14 protein-coding genes are annotated in these 19,174 nt (G+C 61.7%); 5 read left to right on the top strand and 9 right to left on the bottom strand.

All coding sequences use genetic code 11. The annotated features are described in order from the left end of the window. Positions 1-8: 8 nt before the first annotated feature. Positions 9-695, bottom strand: coding sequence for a TetR/AcrR family transcriptional regulator (locus tag J2Z75_RS24625; protein ID WP_209855722.1), 687 nt, complete (start codon positions 693-695; stop codon positions 9-11). Positions 696-880: 185 nt separating this feature from the next. Here J2Z75_RS24625 and J2Z75_RS24620 point away from each other — a divergent pair, with 185 nt between their 5' ends. The 5 genes from J2Z75_RS24620 (at position 881) to J2Z75_RS24600 (ending at position 9,111) form a co-directional block, all read left to right on the top strand. Next, the gene (locus J2Z75_RS24620; protein ID WP_209855870.1) at positions 881-1,945 is read left to right on the top strand and encodes an efflux RND transporter periplasmic adaptor subunit; all 1,065 of its coding nucleotides are present in this window, start codon (positions 881-883) and stop codon (positions 1,943-1,945) included. A 1-nt stretch (position 1,946) separates the two neighbouring features. Further along, positions 1,947-3,044, top strand: coding sequence for an efflux RND transporter periplasmic adaptor subunit (locus tag J2Z75_RS24615; RefSeq protein WP_209855720.1), 1,098 nt, complete (start codon positions 1,947-1,949; stop codon positions 3,042-3,044). Further along, positions 3,041-6,097: an efflux RND transporter permease subunit gene (locus J2Z75_RS24610; protein ID WP_209855718.1), complete on the top strand. Its 3,057-nt coding sequence runs from the start codon at positions 3,041-3,043 to the stop codon at positions 6,095-6,097. Before J2Z75_RS24615 ends, J2Z75_RS24610 begins: the two co-directional genes overlap by 4 nt. Further along, complete coding sequence (locus tag J2Z75_RS24605) at positions 6,094-7,317, top strand: alpha/beta hydrolase (protein ID WP_209855716.1); 1,224 nt, start codon at positions 6,094-6,096, stop codon at positions 7,315-7,317. The genes J2Z75_RS24610 and J2Z75_RS24605 overlap by 4 nt, the downstream gene beginning before the upstream one ends. A 396-nt stretch (positions 7,318-7,713) precedes the next feature. Next, a complete protein-coding gene (locus J2Z75_RS24600) occupies positions 7,714-9,111 on the top strand; it encodes a calcium-binding protein (protein WP_209855715.1) in 1,398 nt (465 codons plus the stop codon). A gap of 229 nt (positions 9,112-9,340) precedes the next feature. Here the strand turns inward: J2Z75_RS24600 and kduD are convergent, their stop codons facing one another. From kduD to bglB, 8 genes are all read right to left on the bottom strand, one after another. Then, the gene (gene kduD / locus J2Z75_RS24595) at positions 9,341-10,099 is read right to left on the bottom strand and encodes a 2-dehydro-3-deoxy-D-gluconate 5-dehydrogenase KduD (protein ID WP_209855712.1); all 759 of its coding nucleotides are present in this window, start codon (positions 10,097-10,099) and stop codon (positions 9,341-9,343) included. Continuing rightward, entirely contained in the window at positions 10,083-11,168 is a 1,086-nt protein-coding gene (locus J2Z75_RS24590) for an ABC transporter ATP-binding protein (RefSeq protein WP_209855710.1), read from the bottom strand. Before J2Z75_RS24590 ends, kduD begins: the two co-directional genes overlap by 17 nt. Positions 11,169-11,177: 9 nt before the next feature. Continuing rightward, positions 11,178-12,230, bottom strand: a complete 1,053-nt coding sequence (locus J2Z75_RS24585) for a carbohydrate ABC transporter permease (protein WP_209855708.1) — start codon at positions 12,228-12,230, stop codon at positions 11,178-11,180. Next, a complete protein-coding gene (locus tag J2Z75_RS24580) occupies positions 12,227-13,204 on the bottom strand; it encodes a carbohydrate ABC transporter permease (protein ID WP_209855867.1) in 978 nt (325 codons plus the stop codon). Before J2Z75_RS24580 ends, J2Z75_RS24585 begins: the two co-directional genes overlap by 4 nt. A 174-nt stretch (positions 13,205-13,378) precedes the next feature. Continuing rightward, a complete protein-coding gene (locus J2Z75_RS24575; RefSeq protein WP_209855706.1) occupies positions 13,379-14,647 on the bottom strand; it encodes an ABC transporter substrate-binding protein in 1,269 nt (422 codons plus the stop codon). Positions 14,648-14,730: 83 nt separating this feature from the next. Further along, positions 14,731-17,214, bottom strand: coding sequence for a hypothetical protein (locus J2Z75_RS24570; RefSeq protein WP_209855704.1), 2,484 nt, complete (start codon positions 17,212-17,214; stop codon positions 14,731-14,733). Further along, positions 17,211-18,047 carry a 5-dehydro-4-deoxy-D-glucuronate isomerase gene (gene kduI / locus J2Z75_RS24565; RefSeq protein WP_209855702.1) on the bottom strand — a complete coding sequence of 279 codons (837 nt, stop codon included), beginning with the start codon at positions 18,045-18,047 and terminating at the stop codon, positions 17,211-17,213. Before kduI ends, J2Z75_RS24570 begins: the two co-directional genes overlap by 4 nt. Next, complete coding sequence (gene bglB / locus J2Z75_RS24560) at positions 18,044-19,144, bottom strand: beta-galactosidase BglB (RefSeq protein ID WP_209855700.1); 1,101 nt, start codon at positions 19,142-19,144, stop codon at positions 18,044-18,046. The genes kduI and bglB overlap by 4 nt, the downstream gene beginning before the upstream one ends. Positions 19,145-19,174 lie beyond the last annotated feature (30 nt).

Here is a 19,174-nt window from a genome sequence, read left to right as displayed (position 1 = left end):
AATGCAATCTACCCGGCAGGCGGAGGACCTACCCACACGCCTGCCGGGATGGCGGGAATAACATTCGCCAAGCCATCAAGCATACTTTGCAGGACGCTCTCGCTCAGCTCGTCTGCCTTTTCGCTGGGGCCGACGAGGTGGTCTACCAGCAACAAAGTGAGACCATGCATTTGCGACCAAAAGATTAGAATGGCACCATTAATCTCTCGTGTATTTGCCACGGTGTTCGGAAGGAGGCGTCCGAGAGCGCCGTCGCTTATCGCGTCCACCAGAAGCGCCTTCAAGCTCTCAGCCGCATTTCTTTCGATAGCAGGGCGCCCATTATCCTGACCGGCAAGATAGCCGCCGAACATCAACCTATAGAGCGCGGGATTGTTGACTCCGCCACAAACATAAGCACGCGCAATTGCTGCCAGCCGCTCGCGCGGACTGTCGAGATGCTGCGTCGCGTCGCTCATCTTTTTTGCGAGAAGCTCGAATCCTGCCGCCGAGACGGCCGCCAACAAATCACGTTTGTCGGCGAAGTGCTTGTAGGGGGCGTTATGGCTGACGCCCGCTCGACGGGCGAGTTCCCGAAGCGAAAACTCCGTGCTTTGCGATTCGCTGAGGACATCGAGCGCAGCACCGACGATCGCCCGGTGTAGGTCTCCATGGTGATAGGGGCGCTGATCTGCAGTTGAAGCGGCTTTGGTCATGCTTGTCCATCTAGATGCTGATGTTGCGCGTGTCAACTTTTATGCCAAGTCAATGTTGACAATGTCTACTTCTGCGCTTAAGTGGGCGCTGTCAACATAGGGCTGCGGCCCGTCACGCATCAGATCGGAGACTGCAAATGAACGGCGTGGGCTCTTTTTTGGTTGCAACACTAGCGGAGCAAAAAATGCAGCCTTTTCGATTGTTGGGAATTGGTCTTGCCTGCGCCTACTTGGCCAGCTGTGAGGACCAGGCCCGGGTGGCGCCACCGCCGCAACAGGTGCGGGTCGTTCCCGCGACGACCGCCCAGTATCAGCCGGGCGCGGAAATCACGGGCGAGGTGAAGGCCCGGATCCAGACTGAACTTTCCTTTCGCATCAGTGGCAGGGTCATTCAGAGATGGGTTGATGTCGGCTCGCACGTTCACGCCGGAGAAGTCCTCGCACGGCTTCACGATGTCGAGCAACAAGCCGACGTAAGCGTCGCCCGGGCCGCATTGGAATCGGCGCAGGCAATCGTCAATCAAAAGATGCTGGCCTTCGAGCGGGCCGAAAAGCTCGCCCAGGCACAGGTGATAGCGCAGCAGGTTTTTGACGAATCTCGCAAGGACCTGACGAGCGCGCAGGCCTCTCTGGAAGCTGCAAAGGCAGCGCTGGCAACAGCCCTGGACGCATTGTCCTATACGGAGTTGAAGGCCGATACCGATGGGATCATCACCGCGCGAAACATAGAGGTGGGGCAGGTTGTGTCAGCCGCGCAGTCCGCCTTCACGCTTGCCCATGACGGCCCCCGGGATGCGGTGTTCGATGTCTTCGAGGCTTTCTTCCTGGGCGGCCCCCCGTCAGCCGACGTCGAGGTGGCGCCGGTCGGCGATCGTGCGCTCCAAGTGCATGCCGGCATCCGGGAGGTCTCCCCGGTGATAGACACCAAAGCCGGTACAATCCGGATCAAGGTCGGGTTTCCGCAGGACGCGCAATGGCCGCTCGGCACGCCGGTCGTGGGCAAGCTTCGCTCGTCTCCGCGCAAGGGCATCGTGCTGTCCTATAGCGCGATCGCCTCGGCCAAAGGTGAACCCGCCGTGTGGCTGGTCGACAGCGAAAGCCGCTCCGTGTCCCTCCGCAAGGTTACGGTCGCCCGCTACCGCAAAAACGATTTCGTCGTGACCGGCGGCATCGCCCCCAATGATCTGATCGTCACGGACGGCGGAAAGTTTCTCAAGGAAGGCCAGGCAGTGGCCTGGGAGGGCAAGTGAGATGAGCCTTAACCGTTGGTATGCTTCCCTTCCCCTTTTTCTGTCGATCTCACTTCTTGTCAGCTGCGAGCAAAGCTCGGTCGCAGGCGAGGAGGTAGGCCCCCGTCCCGTCAAATCCGTCACGGTGACAGCCGAGCAGGAGGAGGCCCGGGGCTTGCCCGGGGTTGTCCGGGCCCGGGTCGAGACCGACCTGGCCTTCCGCACGCTCGGACGAATCGTATCGCGCAAGGTCGACGTGGGCGATCTCGTGGAGAAAGGCGATCTTGTTGCCGAGATTGATCCGCTGAGCCTGCGGCTGGCGGTCAGGAGCGCAGAGGCCGACCTGCGTGATGCCGAGGCGCAGTTTGAGAACGCTGCCATGACAGAAAAGCGCAGGCGTACCCTTGCGCGCATAAACGCCGCCAGCGTTGCGGATCGGGACCTTGCCGAGCAACAATTGAAATCGGCCAAAGCGAATGTCGCAAAATCGATGGCCAGCCTCGCCAAGGCGCATGAGCAGCTTGGTTATGCCGAGGTGAGGGCGGAGTTCGACGGCGTTGTTACCGCCACCTTCGTTGAAATGGGGCAGACAGTTTCGGCGGGCCAGCCAGTCCTCAGGCTGGCACGTCTGGAACAGCGTGATGTGGTCGTCGATGTTCCCGAGGCGCAATTTCGATCCGTGCATCTGGATGACCGCTTCAACATCGCCCTCCAACTCGATCGCACTGTGCAGACCTTTGGCGTCGTGCGCGAGATCGGGCCGCAGGCGGATGCCAATACCCGGACCCACAGGCTGAAGATCGCAGTTGATCAGGCACCGGAGGTTTTCCGCCTCGGTGCAGTGGTGACCGCGACGCCTATGGTTGACGGAAAGACACGAGAAATCGCGCTACCGATCGCCGCCATTTGTCACAAGGGTGGCGCTGACCAGGTCTGGGTCGTGAATCCGTCGACAGGAACCGTCACGCCGAGACCGGTCCAGCTCAATGCCCCGGCGGCCGATGCCCGCTCTGTCCGGATACTGTCCGGGCTGCGGGAGGGCGAAGAAGTCGTCATCGCCGGGGTCAACGAACTTGCCGATGGACAGAAAGTTAAACTCGCACAGGAGCCACGCCCGTGAGCAAATTCAACCTTTCGGACTGGGCGCTCGAGCATCGCTCTCTCGTCTGGTATTTCATGATCATCTTCGCACTGGCGGGCGCGTATGCCTATCTAAGTCTGGGCCGTGAAGAAGATCCGTCCTTCACGATCAAGACGATGGTGATACAGGCTCAGTGGCCCGGTGCCTCGGCCGAGGAAGTGACGCAGCAGGTTACGGACCGCATCGAAAAGAAGCTGCAGGAACTCGATAACCTGGAACATACAAGAAGCATCACGACCGCTGGTCAGGCGATCGTCTTCGTCGATCTGCTGCCGGATACGAATGCCCGGGATGTCAAGCCGACCTGGTCGCGGGTACGCAACCTGATTGACGATATCAAGCACGAGTTTCCGCAGGGCGTGGTCGGTCCGTTTTTCGACGACCAATTCGGGGATGTCTACGGCAATATCTTTGCCTTTACAGGAGACGGGCTTAGTCACAGGGAGTTGCGTGATTTCGCCGAGGGCGCGCGAACGCAGATTCTCAAGATCCCGGATGTCGGCAAGGTCGACATCGTCGGTGCACAGGACGAGGTGATCTACCTCGAATTCTCTACCCGCAAGATCGCGGCCCTCGGCATCGACCGCGCCGACATCATCGCCACGCTACAGGCGCAGAATGCCGTCACCCAGTCGGGTTTTATCGAGGCAGGACCGGAACGCATTGCCCTGCGCGTCGGCGGACGCTTCATCTCCGAAGACACCTTGCGCGGGATCAATCTGAGAGTGAACGATCGCTTCTTTCCTCTGACCGACGTCGCCAACATCACCCGCGGTTATGTCGACCCGCCCACTTCGCTCTTCCGCTTCAACGGAAAGCCGGCGATCGGGCTGGCGATTGGAATGAAGACGGGCGGCAACCTGCTCGCCTTCGGCGAAGCGCTCGAAAAAACGATGACCAAAATTGTCCGGGATCTTCCCGTCGGCGTTTCGGTCGAACAGGTATCCGACCAGCCGAAAGTGGTTGACGAGGCGGTTGGAGGGTTCACAAAGGCCCTGTTCGAGGCGGTCGCGATCGTGCTCGCGATCAGTTTCATCAGTCTCGGGTTCAGGGCTGGCCTGGTCGTAGCGATAGCCATCCCGCTCGTGCTCGCCATCACCTTCGTGGTGATGCTCTATGCCGACATCTCGCTGCAGCGAATCTCGCTGGGGGCGCTCATTATTGCGCTCGGTCTTCTCGTTGACGACGCCATGATCGCCGTCGAGATGATGGTGGCACGGCTGGAACTGGGCGAGACTCTCCGGAAAGCCGCCACTCACGTCTACACATCCACGGCCTTCCCGATGCTGACGGGCACGCTCGTCACCGTCGCGGGCTTTATACCGGTCGCATTTAACAAAAGCAGCGCCGGCGAATTCACCTTCACCCTCTTCGTCGTGATTGCCGTTTCGCTCGTCGTCTCCTGGATCGTCGCGGTATTGTTTACACCCCTCATCGGCGTAACCTTGCTTCCCAAGACGATGAAGAAGCATGCCGAACACAAGGGCCGGTTCGCAAAGGTGTTCTCTGGACTGCTACAATTCTGCCTGCGCTGGCGCTGGATGACGATCATTGCCACGGTGGTTCTTTTCGCCGGATCGATCATCAGCCTGTCGCTGGTGCAACAGCAGTTCTTCCCGAGCTCCGACCGGCCGGAACTGATCGTCGACTGGAACCTGCCGCAGAACAGTTCCATTGCCGAAACGAGCCGTCAGATGGCTCAGTTCGAGCGTGAGGTGCTGGCCGGCAACCCTGCGGTGGAGCACTGGTCGACCTACGTCGGAAGAGGTGCGCCGCGCTTCATCCTTTCCTTCGACGTGCAGCCGGCTGATGTTTCTTTCGGGCAGACGATCATCGTCACCAAAGGGCTCGACGTTCGCGACAAGCTGAAGCAGGAAGCGCAAGCTTATCTTCAGAAGACGTTTCCTGGGACTGACGCCTATGTAAAGCTTCTGGACATCGGCCCGCCTGTCGGCAAACCGGTTCAGTACCGCGTGTCCGGTGAGGATCTCCAGACGGTGCGCGATCTGGCGCAGAAACTCGGCACCGTTATTGGCGCGCATCCTTCGCTGACAAACCTGGCTTTCGACTGGAATGAGCCGACCCGCGTCGTGAAGATCGACGTACTGCAGGACAAGGCACGACAGCTCGGTGTTTCGTCCCAGGACATCGCCATGGCGCTGAACACCGTCGTTCAAGGGAATGCAGTAACGCAGGTCAGGGACGACATCTACCTGGTCGACGTGGTCGGCCGTGCCGCAGAAAAGGAGCGGGAGTCGATCGACACGTTGCTCGATCTGCAGCTGCAGAGCAGCAGCGGTCAGCCTGTTCCGCTGTCATCGGTCGCGGCGTTCCGGTATGAGCTCGAACAGCCGACGATCTGGCGCCGCGACAGGGTCCCGGCCATCACGATCCAGGCCGGGATCGGCGATGCGACGCAGCCGGCAACCATCGTGAAGGCGCTCTCCGACAAGGTTGCGGCTTTCGAGAAGACACTGCCTGCCGGGTATTCCGTCAAGGTCGGCGGCGCGGTGGAGGAAAGTGCCAAGTCGCAGGGTCCGATTGCGACGGTGGCGCCGGCTATGTTGCTCATCATGGCAACGCTGCTAATGGTCCAGCTTCAGAGCTTCCACCGGTTGTTCCTGGTCTTTTCGGTTGCGCCCTTGGCGCTCATCGGTGTCGTCGCCGCCCTGCTGATGAGCAACGCCCCGCTTGGCTTCGTCGCGCTCCTGGGCGTGCTTGCGCTCGTCGGAATCCTTATTCGCAACTCGGTAATTTTGATCGTGGAGATTGAGACATTGCGGGCAGCTGGAAAGTCGGCTTGGACGGCGGTGGTGGAGGCAACCGAACACCGCATGCGGCCGATCCTGCTGACGGCAGCAGCCGCGACACTCGCGCTGATCCCGATCTCGCACGAAATATTCTGGGGCCCCATGGCCTACGCCATGATGGGTGGGATCGTCGTGGGAACGGCGCTGACGCTGCTGTTCCTCCCGGCGCTGTATGTCGCCTGGTTCCGGATACCACGCGAGGAACGGGCGGAACTGGCATGACAGCCCTGCTCACGTTCCTTGGGCGAACCGCCCCGCTTCTCCTGGTCCTGTGTCTTGCTGCGTCGGGTTGCGCCAGCCGTGTCCAGAACGTCCTTCAGCCCCTTGCCGCTGCTCCGACAGACACAAGCCGGGTCACCATGCTGGTCGCCACGACACGCAAGCGGTCGGAGGATCCCGGCAAACTCTATTCCGGCGGCCGCGGAACGGCTATTTCCCTCAAGAGTGTCACCGTATCGATACCCTCCGACCGGAACCGCAAGATCGGAGAGGTGCAATGGCCTTCGCGCATGCCGCCCAACCCCGAAAAGGAGTTTGCGGCCACCAAGGTTGCCGCAATCCAATCGGAAGGGCAGGTCCTGGACTGGTACCATAGAAACCAAAACTCCAAGCGTCAGGTCATCATTTTCGTCCATGGATTCAACAACACCTATGCCGATGCGGTCTTCCGTTTCGCGCAGATCGTCCATGACTCGGGAACCGATGCCACACCGATCCTCTTCACCTGGCCGTCGAGAGGCCGTGTCTTCGACTACCTCTACGACAAGGAGAGTGCCAACTATTCGCGCCGTGCCCTGGAAGATCTGATCCTACAGGCTGCGAAAAGTCCCGACGTTGCCGATGTGACGATCCTCGCTCACTCCATGGGGGGCTGGCTTGCCGCAGAGGCCCTGCGCGGTGTCGCCATGCGCGAAAAATCGATCCCGGCGAAGGTCAAGAACGTCATTCTGGCATCGCCGGATATCGACATCGACGTATTTCGTCGTCAGTTCATCGAGATGGGTCCGAAGCGGCCGCATTTTGCCATCCTGACGTCGACACACGACAAGGCTCTCGAGGTGTCCGGCTGGCTCTCGGGCGGCGTCGACCGCGTCGGTGGCTCGGATCTCAGGCCATATGCCTCCGTGCTTGAAGAACTTGGCGTTTCGGTCATCGACACGAGCGCCATCAAGACCAAAGATCCGCTCGGCCACAATACCTTCGCCGACAGTCCTGAGATCGTACGCTTGCTTGGGCGACGGCTGGCTGGCCAAACGCTCGCTGGCCGAGAGGCGACATTTGCGGATCGTGTCGGGGTGGCGGCCGTCAATTTCGCCGGGTCGGCAGCGCGTGCTGCCGTCGCGGCTCCGGTCGCGGTCATCAGCGGCGAGGCTCGCGACCTGTTGAAACGCGAGCTTTCCCCCTCGACCGGGCAGATCGTTGACGGTCAGATCTCGTATTGAGATCAGGGGCGCTGCGGAAGTGGTCGATGTTAGGCCCCACACACAAAACCCGGAACCCGCCAGAGAAATCCGGCGGGCTTCTTCTTGTCCAGGGAATGGCCATACATGGATGCTGCGCTGCACCATAATATGGCAATAGGCGGCAAGGCGGATGAATGGGCGTTGACACTAGCCCATCGCTCTGGCGCTTTATGCTATTGATTATGCATCGTAAAATTCGATATCGGCGGGTCGCCTCCTGTTCCGGGGCGTGACGCCTCTGATTGTCTCGCCATAACGGACTGTTGGCCATCCCGGATGGGGGCGTCCTCCGGCGCCTGTTCATGATTGCCGGCCTGTGGTACCGACGGAACGAGTTCAGCCTCCCGTCTCCTCGCGTCAACAAGGACGAAGCCGATGCCGATCTTGAGCAATGGTAATGCGCTTACCGTATGGGAAGACACCAACAACGAGAGCCCCGATGCGATTCTTTTTACGATCACGGAGGCGGACGGCGGCGATGTCATCGGTCCGATAGCGGCGCAGACGGACTATTTTTTTGGCTGGGTCGATCTCGCCTCGGTCGATGTGTTCGACGGTTTCTTTACCGTCACGACCTTCACCAATGACGGTAGGACCGAAATCTTTTCGAGGGTGGAGACGCATGTTTTCGACAACGAAGGCAACTATATCCGCACCTTGTCCGCCCAGGCGGCCTATCTTTCGACGCAGATCGTCTCCGTCACCGCCGAAAGCCCCGACGACATAACGGTGACATGGATAGGCGCGAACGAATATTTCGGCGGCGAAAACACCCAGTACGGCGTGCACCAGATCATCCTGGAGGATGGTGCACTTCAGCCCGACACCTTCGTCAACCATGCCCCCACCGTCACCGACCTGACCTTTACGCTTTCAACCGGGCAATCTCTCGACGATATCCAGTTCAGCGCGGCGGATGCGGATTTCGACCTTTTGAGCTTTGTCGTCGCGGACGGACCGGATCATGGCACGCTGGCGCAGGAAACACGCTATGATGGCGGCTACTATCCCTTTCCCCAGGGCGAATATGCAGGCAGCCTGCACTATCACCAGGACTTCCTGAACGGCAACTATTTCGATTATATACCCGAGGCCGGCTTTACGGGGACCGACAGCTTCACGGTCTACGCCACCGATGGCCAGGGCAACAGCAATCTTGCGACCATCACGATCACGGTTGCCTTGCCACCCCAATCCATCGTCCTGACGGACGCCAAGGACATCATCAGCTACAAGGCGTACGATCATGCGGTGATCGTCGCGGCGATGGGCGGCAACGACCGGGTTACCGGTAGCCGGTTCAACGACACGCTCAACGGCGATGCCGGCAATGATCGTCTGCGGGGAGGCGAGGGCGACGACATTCTCGCCGGCGGCACGGGCTGCGACCGCCTTCGGGGCGGCGCTGGTGATGATGTCCTCAACGGCGGTGCTGGCCGTGACACACTGGCCGGCGGCGCCGGTCATGATTCCTTCGTCTTCGACACCGCCCCCGGCCGGGCGAATGCCGACAGGATTGCGGACTTCCGCACCGCCGACGACGTGTTCCGGCTGGACAGCTCCATCTTCGTCGGGCTTGCGGCCGGTGCTCTCAGCGCCGAAGCCTTTGTGATCGGCAAGGCCGCTCTCGATGGCAATGACCGTATCATCTATGACAAGGCGTCGGGCGCGCTGCTGTTCGATGCGGACGGCGCTGGTGGGGCGTCGGCGATAAAATTCGCAATGGTGACCCGCGGCATATCGCTGGCCGCGGACGATTTCCTTCTCTTCTAGGCACGTTTGCAAACGGTCGATTGTTTGCCGAATGTCAGAATGGAAATTAGTTTCCGAGCCCAGTAGGCACCCGCGAAAAAGAGAGAGGATCGATGTCGGGACATGGGAGACTGCGTGGTGGCCGCCATGCGCATGGGCGTACAGGAGGGCCGGTTCCGGCGTGCCGCTTTCGAACGGCCTCGTCAGCACGCCACGGATTTCCATTCCGTCGGGCAGGCGAAAACGCTGGCTACCGAACCAGCCAGCCGCCATCGACCGGCACGGTTATGCCGGTGACATAGCCTGAGCCGGGGGAGGCGAGATACAACACCGATGTGGCAAGATCATCCGGCGTGCCCCAGCGGCCCATCGGGATGCGGGCGGAGATCTGGGCGTTGCGGTTCTGATCGTTGCGCAATGCCTCGGTATTATCCGTCTCCATGTAGCCGGGAGCGATGGCGTTGACTGTGATGCCGTGCGGTGCAAGCTCGTTGGCCATGGCCTTCGTCAGGCCGGCGATGCCATGCTTGGACGCCGTATAGGCCGGCACGCGAATGCCGCCCTGGAAGGACAGCATCGAGGCGATATTGATGATGCGTCCGGCGCGCTTCGTCTCGACCATGTGCCGGGCGGCGGCCTGCGATAGAAGGAAGGCCGATTTCAGGTTGACGTCGATGACGTCATCCCAATCCTCCTCCGAATGATCGAGCAGATCGGCACGGCGGATGATGCCGGCATTGTTGACGAGGATGTCGATGCCGCCCAACTCAGAAACGATGGAACCGACGATGTCCTTCGCATCGAATTTCTGCGAGAGATCGACTTCGAGCGGATGAAAGCGGCGGCCGGTCTGGCGGATGGCCTCGGCTGTCTCGGGCATCGGACTGGAGCCGAGTGCTGCGATATCGGCACCGGCCTGTGCCAGCGCCAGCGCCATGCCCCGGCCGAGGCCCGTTCTGGCGCCGGTGACCAGCGCCACTTTGCCGGAAAGATCAAATGGCGTGTTCAAGGCGAAGCCCCTTCTCGTCGAACAGATGCAGGGGAGCCGCCGATAGCGACAGGCGGATATCGGCTCCCGGCGTCAGATTGTGCTGTCCCGGTGCGACGACCAGGACTTTCTGGCCGGCGACGTCTGTGTGGAGGATGGTTTCGGAGCCGAGCGCTTCGACCAGCGTGATCTTGGCCGAGATGCCGTCGGTGCCGGAGCCGATCGAAATGTGCTGCGGACGGACGCCGAGGGTGATGCGCGCGCCGGTGGCAAGGCTGTCTGCGGCCACCGGCAGTTCCAGCCTATTGCCGCCGGCGAAGGTGGCGACGGCCTTGCTGGAGGATGGCGACTCCACCGTGCCTTCGAGGAAGTTCATGTGCGGCGAGCCGATGAAGCCGGCGACGAAGCGGTTGGCAGGGGTATTGTAGAGTTGCATCGGCGTGCCGATCTGCTCGATGCGGCCCGCGCGCAGCACGACGATGCGGTCGGCAAGCGTCATCGCCTCGATCTGGTCATGGGTCACGTAGATCATCGTCGCCGAAAGCCGGGCGTGCAGTGCCGCCAGCTCGGCGCGGGTGGAGCCGCGCAGTTCTGCGTCGAGGTTGGACAGCGGCTCGTCGAGCAGAAAGGCGACGGGACGGCGCACGATCGCCCGGCCGATGGCGACGCGCTGGCGCTGGCCGCCGGAAAGCTGTCCGGGCCGCCGGTCGAGATAGTGTTCGATCTCCAGCATGCGGGCCGCCTCGGTGATGCGGGTGGCAATCTCGGCCTTCGGCATCTTGCTGTTTTCCAGCCCGAAAGCGAGGTTCTGGCGCACGCTCATATGCGGATAGAGGGCATAGGACTGGAACACCATGGCAAGCCCGCGATCGGAGGCGGGGATGGCGTTGACCACCGTTCCGTCGATGGCGAGTTCGCCGCCTGTCGGCTTTTCAAGACCGGCGATCATGCGCAGGAGCGTGGACTTGCCGCAGCCGGACGGGCCGACAAAGACGACGAGCTCGCCATCGGCGATCTCCAGATTGATGCCATGGAGCACGTCGATCGCGCCGAACGACTTTGTGATATTGGTGAGTTTGATGTGTCCCATGATGCACCCTTATTTCAGGCCGGTTCCGGCGATGCCGGTGGTGATGAAGCGCTGCAGGAAGAGGAAGACCAGAACCACGGGGATCATGGTCACGACGGTCATCGCCAGGATGAAATGCCACTGCACGTTGAGCTCGCCGGAATAGATGCTCAGGCCCACCTGCAGGGTATAAAGCTCCTTGCGGGACAGGACGATCAGCGGCCAGAGGAAGTCGTTCCAGCGCCAGACGACGGAGAAGATGGCGAGCACGGCGAGCGCCGGCGCCGTCAAGGGCAGGATGATGCGCCAGTAGATCTGCCATTCCGACGCCTTGTCCATGCGCGCCGCGTCGAGCAGTTCGTCGGGGATGGTCAGCATGTACTGGCGCAGGATGAACACGCCGGTCGGCGTCGCCACCGTCGGCAGGATGACGCCCCAGAGATTGTTGAACAGGCCGAGCGCCGAGACGATCGAATAGAGCGGCACCATGATGACCGACAGCGGCACCATCAGCGTCGCGAGGATCAGGAGCATGGCGAAGGTCCGGCCGCGGAATTCGTATTTGCTCAAGGCAAACGCCGCCATGGAATTGACCACCAGGGTGATCAGCGTCGCCGTCACCGTGACGAAGACCGAGTTCCAGAGATAGCGGACGAAATCGAAATGAGTGAACGGCTCGGTATAGTTCTCGGTTGCAAACGACATCTGCCGGACCGGGGTGCGCTTGGCGATGTTGACCTTGACGATCTCGGCTGGCTTCTCGGGATCGACCATCTGGCTGACGGTGCCGATGCGCCTGATCTCGGCGAGCGTCGCCTTGCTGCCGTCCTCAAGTGTCACTTCGTAGAGATCGAGCGGCTTGTCATAACCTTCGACGGTCACCTTCTGGGTGACATAGGGCAGGATGGTCGGCGGGAATTCGGCCAGGGCCGCGGGTGACTTGAAAGACGATGCGGTCAGCCAGACGGCCGGGCCGAACATCACGAACAGGCCTACGATGAGCCAGACCCAGGTGACGATATCCGTCCAGTGCCAGCCCTTGCCGCCCTTGCGGCGAAACAGGAATTCGATGGCCCGGCTCATTTGCGGGCTCCCTTCTTGTCACGTGAACGGCTGAGGCCGAGCTGCACGAGTGTGAGAACAACGAGCACCAATCCCATCAGGATGGATGCGGCGGCGGCAAGGCCGGGATTGCGCAACTGCGCCGCAAAGCCGGTCTCGTAAATGTATTGCGTGACAAACAGCGTGCTGGTGCCCGGTCCGCCGCCCGTCAGTACGTAGACTTCGTCGAAGATCTGCACGGCGCGGATGAGGACCAACACGATGACGACGAGCAGGTTGGGCATCAACAGCGGCAGGGTGATACGGGTGAAGACCCGCATGGCCCGCGTCCCGTCCATCTCGGCCGCCTCATAGAGATCCTTCGGAATGGCCTGCAGCCCGGCAAGGATGATCAGCGTGTAGAAGCCCATATGCGCCCAGATCGAGACGCCGACGGTTGCGGCAAAGGCCCAGTTGCGGTCGTTCAGCCAGACATGCGGTTCGAAGCCGAAGCCGAAGAGGCCGAAGTTGAGGAGGCCCTGCCGCTGCAAAATCCACTTCCAGATGAGGCCGACGACGACGGGCGACAGCAGTACCGGAAAGAAGAACACCGCGCGCCAGAAGCTGCGCGCCATCAGCTCGCGATTGAGGATCAGGGCCGTGACCAGCGAAAAGCCGATCATCAGCGTGACCTGCAGGATGACGAACCAGCCGGTATTGCTGACTGCCGTCCAGAATGTGTCTTCGGCGCAGGTATTGGGGTTCAGATAATTCGCGCAGTCGAACAGCCGCGCATATTGATCCACGCCGACAAAGGTACGGTCCGACAGGAACAGCGCGGTACCGCCGGTCATCGAGTAGGCGAAGTTGATGAAGAACGGCAGGAGTACGAAGATGCCGAAGATCAGCATGTTCGGCAGCAGGAAGAAAGCCGCCATGCCGCCGAGACCAAAGGTCTTCTGGACCCAGCGCAAGGGCGCATCGATGAGGCCCATGGCAAGGCTAACGGGCACCATCGCTGTCTCGCCCAGGCTCTGGCCGATCCGGCGCTGACTGGTCTGGCGGGATATCTCTGCCATTGTTGATCACTTTCCTTTTGCCCGGTGAACGGCGCAGATGCTCGGCTAAGGTCGAAGATACGAAGCGGGCGGCTGGACGGGATTGCCCGCCGCCGCCCGCCTATTCGTGCCTCAGAGAGCCGAGTCCTTGACCTTGGCGGCGATATCCGCGTCGATGCGGCTATAGGCCTCATCGAGCGTCATTTCGCCGGCGGCTGCCTGGCTGACGCGGGTGACCAGCGCGCCATAGACCGTGTCGGACCAGGCCCAGCCGGGCAGCTTGCGTGCGATGTCGGACAAGCCCGTCGAGGCCGTCACGAAGATGCCGAGGGCTGCCTTGGCCTGAGCGTCGTCGGTCTTGAAGTTCAGCCCCTTTTCGATCACGCCCTTGTGCGCCGGCAGGAACAGGGTGCGTTCGGAAAACTCCTTCACGATCGGTTCGCTTGCCAGGTAATCCATGACCTTGGCGACGTCCTTCGGGTTCTTGGTGTACTTGATTGCTACCAGGCCGGCACCGCCCGGCATGCCGGTGCAGTTTGCCGGGCCGCATGGGCTGCCTGTCGCCACCCAGTCGAAGTTCGAGCCGATCTTGGTCGAGAAGTTCGGCACCTGCCAGGAGCCGGAATAGTAGAAGGCGACCTGGCCGTTGATGAAATCGTCGGCGCCGGCGCGGTAGGTCGAGCCTGCGGCCGAGACCCAGATGTCCTTGCTCATCGTGCCGTCTTCGATCCAGCCGATGAATTTGGATATGAAGCCCTTCGCCCCATCATCCAGCGGTGCCGGCTTGCCGTCGGCTCCGATATAGTTGGCGCCAAAGGAAAGGTCGGGCGCCGTCAGGCGATGTCCGGACCGATCAAGCGCCATCGGGAACGGTATCTGCTGGCTTTCGGCCACCTGCTTGGAAGCCTTCGCCCAATCGTCCCATGTGGCGTCCTTGCCGGGAAGGGCAACGCCAGCCTGGTCGAACAGCGTCTTGTTGGCAAAGCCGCCGGTCAGCGTGACCTGCGTCATGAAGCCGGAAATCTGGTTGGAGCCGTCGGGACGCATCCAGTCGGCCTGATCGCCGAAGTTCTTGTCCCAGTAGGCGGGTTCGGCCACCAGCGGCCGCAAGTCGAGCCAATGCTTGCTCAGCGCCTTGAGATTGGCGAGACGGGCGATATCCGGGCCGTCGCCGGCTTCGAGCTGCACCGGCAGCTGTTCGCGCACGACGCTGAAGGACACGTTGTCGATGACAACCTTGATATCCGGATTGTCCTTCATGAAGCGATCCATGAGGTCTTTCAGGACTTCGCCCTCGACGCCATCGGAATACCACATGATACGCACGTCCCCGGCGAGTGCCGCCGTGGAGGTCAAAAGCCCGACGGCGAATGCCGCGAGCATCGTTCTGGTCTTGGTCATTGTCTTTCTCCTCCTCAGGGTGCGAGCCTTCTCCTTGCCCGCATTCGAATGGGCGCCGGCTTCTCCTTGCCGGCGCTGTCTCGTCAGTGTGCGGCCAGCATGGCGACCTCGCCGGCGACCGTGAAATCCTTGGGAACGATCGTCCGGCCTTCGGCTTCCACCGTGCCGTCCTTGCGGAATGTGACCGTGCCGTAGTCGGGATCCTCGACGACCAGTGAGCCGTCTGCTGTCTCTTCAACGGAAAGTGATGCGAACCGGCTTTCCACCGTTGAAAGATCCGGCGCTTCACAGACCCGCACGATCCAGCGGGTATTCTGGCCGTATTGGCGCAATTCGGCATTGGCCGAAGGGCCTGTCGTCACCGGCCGCAGGTCGGTGCTGCCGAGCAGGATCACCGCGCCGCCGCCGCTGCGGGCCATGGCGAGGTTTCCGCTCACTGTACTTTCATCGAACTCGGCGAGCGGGAACCAGGCATGGGTGAAATCCGGCTGCTCTTCGAAGGTCAGAAAGTCGAGTACGGCCAGCCCCCGGTACTGGTGGGCGCGGGGGAGGGTGCCGCAACCACCCCAAAAGGACGGCCGGCCGTACCCGAACTGAATTGTTTCGCCGGGATGATTGATCCAGACGGCCGCCTCGGGTCGCTGGCCGAGGCGCAGATGCAGGATGGTTTCCTGATAGCCCCATTCGTTCCAGCGATAATGGGCGGCGGAGCCCATGGCGAAATCGCGGCTCTTGTAGTGATAGAGCGCTGCGAACCGGTCTTGACCCTGCGCGAACCGCCATTCCTGATGCTCGTCCGTCTGATGGCTGGCAACGGCGGCGAGGTCTTGCGGGATAACCAGCCCATGGTCGCGCAGGCAGACCGCAAGCTGCGGCAAAGCGTGGACGCGGCGTCCGTACCAGCCGGCACCCCAGAGCAGGCGGGCAACGCCGGAAAGCTCGAGCGAGCGCCCGGCGCAAAGCGTGTGTTCGTAGGAACGTCCCTGCGCTGCCGTGACCATGCCGTGATGGGCAGAGCGAGCGATGACTTCGCAGAGGCGAACGATGCCCTTCATGGCGCGCTCGGCGATATCGGCGTCGGGCGACAGAGCGGCAAGCGCCGTCAGACCCTTGAGATCGATCGGGAAGTACGGCGCGGAGTTGAATTCCGCCATTTCCCAGGCCTCGAAATGATCGAGCCAGGCGCGGACACGGGCGGCACCGATGGCGCTTTGTTCTTCGCCCTTGCGGCCGGAGCGGGCGAAGGTTTCTCCGGCCAGCAGATGTCCGGCGAGATAGGCCGAGGTGTGGAACAGGAGCGAGTGGTTCTCGGAAAAGTACCACTGAACATCGTTGCCGGGCTCGTCCATCCAGTAGCGGAAATTAAGGATGGCGCGGTCGATACGGTCGCGCGTCGCCTGGCCGATATCCTTGCCCCAGACGGTGCGGGACCAGATCAGCGGTACGAGGGAAAAGTCGGCGCAGTCGTGGCAATCCTCGATCGACGGCAATATTTCCTCGATCATCGCATCGGTATCGGCGCCGCCAAGGCCGTTTGCCAGCCGCGCGAAAGCGCGGACGGTATCGCGTTCGGAGAATTCCGAGACTTCGTTCAGCGTTTCGGCAATGCGGTCGGCAAGCGCCGCGGGTGCTTTGCCCTGGCGGCCGGTATGGCAGATCTCGATGCCGAGCGAGCGCGAGGCGGTAAAGCCGCCGGCCTTCAGCGTGATGCGGAAATGCCGGAAGTCGGCGGGGGCCTTTTCCGAGGGGCCGATGACCAGCCTCGCTTCGCCTGCCTTGAGGACGAAGTCGTAATCGACATGTTCGGTCGACATGAAGTCGCCCTCGATCGTCACGTTGACGGCGACATCGACGGGCAGGGGCTTGGCGAGCAGAAGCGTGATATCGCTTTCGAAATAGGCCGTCCTGTCGAAATGCATGCCTTCAAGCGCCGTCTCGATGGTTTCGGCGACCTTGCCTTCGATCGGCACCGGCACGGCGACGCTGGCGGCCGGGCCTTGCAGGTAATCGAGCTGGAAGAAATAGCGCGCGTCGCGTTCGGCAAGATCGTCGAAGAAGATAGTGACTTCGTTCAATCCTTCCTTCAGCGGCAGGTCGAACTCGGCCTTCGCTTCGAGATTGCGGCTATAGGGCGCCATCCAGCCAACTTCCGTGCCGTTCAGCCAGAGGATCGCGCCGCCGCAGGTGCCGAGGCGCACCTTGGCAGTCCCTGCCTTTTCCGCGGCGATGAAGGTGCGGGCAAAGGTGGCCAGCCGCGTCGGGCGGAACCAGAAGCCGGAGAGGTCGAGCCGGGGCGAGCCGAAGGGCAGCCACCAGCGGGTTGCCTCGAAAGTGCCGCGCACGTCCGGACGCTTGCCGCGATACTGCTCGGCAAAGATCGTCCGGCAGGGATACTCGTGCGGGATGAAATTCTTGTGCTTGGTGAGAAAGAAGAACGGGTCCATCTCGCCCTTCATCGGCGCGTCGGGCACATCGAAGCGCTCTTCGGCAATGGTTCCGAGCTGCCAGTAGCGGATGGCGTCGCCGGATTTCAGTTCGCGGTTCATCAGGGATCTCATCGGGGTCATTTCAGCTCTGCCAGGGCCACCGGGGCCACGTCGTTATATTCCTGATTTTCTCCGGTCATGCCCCAGACGAAGGCATAGGGGCCGGTTCCGGCGCCCATATGGATAGACCAGGCGGGTGACAAAACGGCGTCGCCATTGGCGACGATCAGATGGCGGGTTTCTTCGGGGCGGCCCATCAGGTGGATGATGCGGTCTTCCGCCGCCATGTCGAAGTAGCAGTAGGCTTCCATCCGGCGCTCGTGCAAATGCGGCGGCATGGTGTTCCAGACGCTGCCCTCGGCAAGATCGGTGATGCCCATCAAGAGCAGGCAGGATGGCGTGACCTCCGGGTGGATGTACATGGCGAGCCGCCGCTTGTTCGACCGGCGGCCATCACCGAGATCGACCGCCTTCGATTCGGCCTTTTTGATCAGCTTGTGCGGGATGTCGGCACCGGCCGGCACCGAGTTCATGTAGAACCGGGCAGGGGTCTTTCCCGAGAGGCTGCTCATCACAATCTCCCGCGCACCGCGGCCGAGGTAGAGCACGTCACGGTTTTCCAGCGTGAAGCTCTGTCCGTCGACGCTCACAGTGCCGGTGCCGCCGAGATTGGCAATGCCCATTTCGCGCGCTGACAGGAGATAGGGCGTGCCGATCTCGTCGCCGGAACCGAAGCTCACGTTCCTGGAAACCGGCATCGCGCCGCCGAGAAGCAGGCGGTCGACATGCGTATAGGTGAAATTGGCGGCATCCGGCGTGAACAGGTCGGTCATCAGGAAGGCGCTGCGGAGTTTTTCCGTGTCATAGCCTTTGACGTCTTGCGGTGCTGCTCCGTACAAAATCTTCATCGTCATGCTGCTTGTCCTTCTGTGCCGACATGCTGCAGTCCTTCGGACAGGCACAGGATCGCCAGGGCCTGGCCGTAGCCGGTCGGTTGAATGGGAATGTCCCTGTAGAACTGAAGATCGTGGCCCATGCGCGTGCCGTAGGAGACATTCAGCACGGTGCCGGTTTCATCGATATTGTCCATCACCACCCGCAAGGCCTTGAGGCCGGCGGTGCGCCATGCCGGGGTGCCGAGGCCGAGGCGATAGCCCTTCAACAGGCCGTAGCCGATCCCGGCGGTGGCGGAAATCTCCTCATAGGAGGTCGCATCGTCGAGCAGCGTGCGCCATGCACCGGACGGCGCCTGCAGCGACAGCAGCGCATCGACCTGCGCGACGAGAACGCCCTGCAGGAAATCCTTCACCGGCCTGGCAAGGTCGGCGAGATCGAAGAGATCGAGCAATCCCGCGGTGATCCACGCATTGCCGCGCGCCCAGCGCGCCTCGGCAAAATTGTGCCGGCCGTCGAAGGTCCAGCCGTGGAACCAGAGGCCCGTATGGGTATCGGCGAGATAGCGGGTGTGGACGAGAAACTGCCGAGAGGCCTCATCGACCAGTTCGCGCCGTCCGCTCGCCTGCCCGTAGGACGCCAGAAACAGGGCGACCATATAGAGCGTATCGTCCCAGAGCTCGTCGTGATTGACCTTGTCGGAGACGTGATGCTCGAAGCCGCCTTCCGGCGTGCGGCCAAGCTCCGCGATTACCCGGTTTGCCCAGTCGTCAAGGACCGGCTGCCAACGGGAATCGCGGGTTTTTGCCCAGAGAACCGACAGGCCGAGCATCGGCGCCGTGGTATTGACGTTGAGCTGCGGCAGGCCGGCTGCGATGCGTTCCTGGTACCAGGATTCGACGAGCTGGCGCAGGTCGTCGCGGCCGGTGAACAGCCAGAGCTTGATCAGGCCATAGAGGCCGACGCCCTGCGGCCATTCCCAGCTGTCGAAGCTGATATAGTCGCCGGCGGTTCCGTCGAGATTGGGCTCATGGAAACGGCCGTCGTGCTTGAGGCCGGTCGTTCCGGCAACAAGGCGATCGAGACCGTTGCGAATATCGCGGCCATCTGGACCCATGAATGCTCCTCCACATGCGCCGCTCTTGGG

Origin of the sequence: Rhizobium herbae (assembly GCF_017873135.1) — a bacterium.
Taxonomy (GTDB): Bacteria; Pseudomonadota; Alphaproteobacteria; order Rhizobiales; family Rhizobiaceae; genus Pararhizobium; species Pararhizobium herbae.
This window is presented reverse-complemented; position numbering and strand designations above follow the sequence as displayed.

What these genes read in the sequence shown, in the direction of transcription:
- J2Z75_RS24570 (WP_209855704.1), bottom strand. Translation starts at nt 17,214, where the DNA reads ATGACCCCGATGAGATCCCTGATGAACCGCGAACTGAAATCCGGCGAC.
- J2Z75_RS24625 (WP_209855722.1), bottom strand. Translation starts at nt 695, where the DNA reads ATGACCAAAGCCGCTTCAACTGCAGATCAGCGCCCCTATCACCATGGA.
- J2Z75_RS24585 (WP_209855708.1), bottom strand. Translation starts at nt 12,230, where the DNA reads ATGAGCCGGGCCATCGAATTCCTGTTTCGCCGCAAGGGCGGCAAGGGC.
- J2Z75_RS24590 (WP_209855710.1), bottom strand. Translation starts at nt 11,168, where the DNA reads ATGGGACACATCAAACTCACCAATATCACAAAGTCGTTCGGCGCGATC.
- J2Z75_RS24575 (WP_209855706.1), bottom strand. Translation starts at nt 14,647, where the DNA reads ATGACCAAGACCAGAACGATGCTCGCGGCATTCGCCGTCGGGCTTTTG.
- J2Z75_RS24605 (WP_209855716.1), top strand. Translation starts at nt 6,094, where the DNA reads ATGACAGCCCTGCTCACGTTCCTTGGGCGAACCGCCCCGCTTCTCCTG.
- bglB (WP_209855700.1), bottom strand. Translation starts at nt 19,144, where the DNA reads ATGGGTCCAGATGGCCGCGATATTCGCAACGGTCTCGATCGCCTTGTT.
- J2Z75_RS24600 (WP_209855715.1), top strand. Translation starts at nt 7,714, where the DNA reads ATGCCGATCTTGAGCAATGGTAATGCGCTTACCGTATGGGAAGACACC.
- J2Z75_RS24615 (WP_209855720.1), top strand. Translation starts at nt 1,947, where the DNA reads ATGAGCCTTAACCGTTGGTATGCTTCCCTTCCCCTTTTTCTGTCGATC.
- kduI (WP_209855702.1), bottom strand. Translation starts at nt 18,047, where the DNA reads ATGACGATGAAGATTTTGTACGGAGCAGCACCGCAAGACGTCAAAGGC.
- J2Z75_RS24620 (WP_209855870.1), top strand. Translation starts at nt 881, where the DNA reads ATGCAGCCTTTTCGATTGTTGGGAATTGGTCTTGCCTGCGCCTACTTG.
- J2Z75_RS24580 (WP_209855867.1), bottom strand. Translation starts at nt 13,204, where the DNA reads ATGGTGCCCGTTAGCCTTGCCATGGGCCTCATCGATGCGCCCTTGCGC.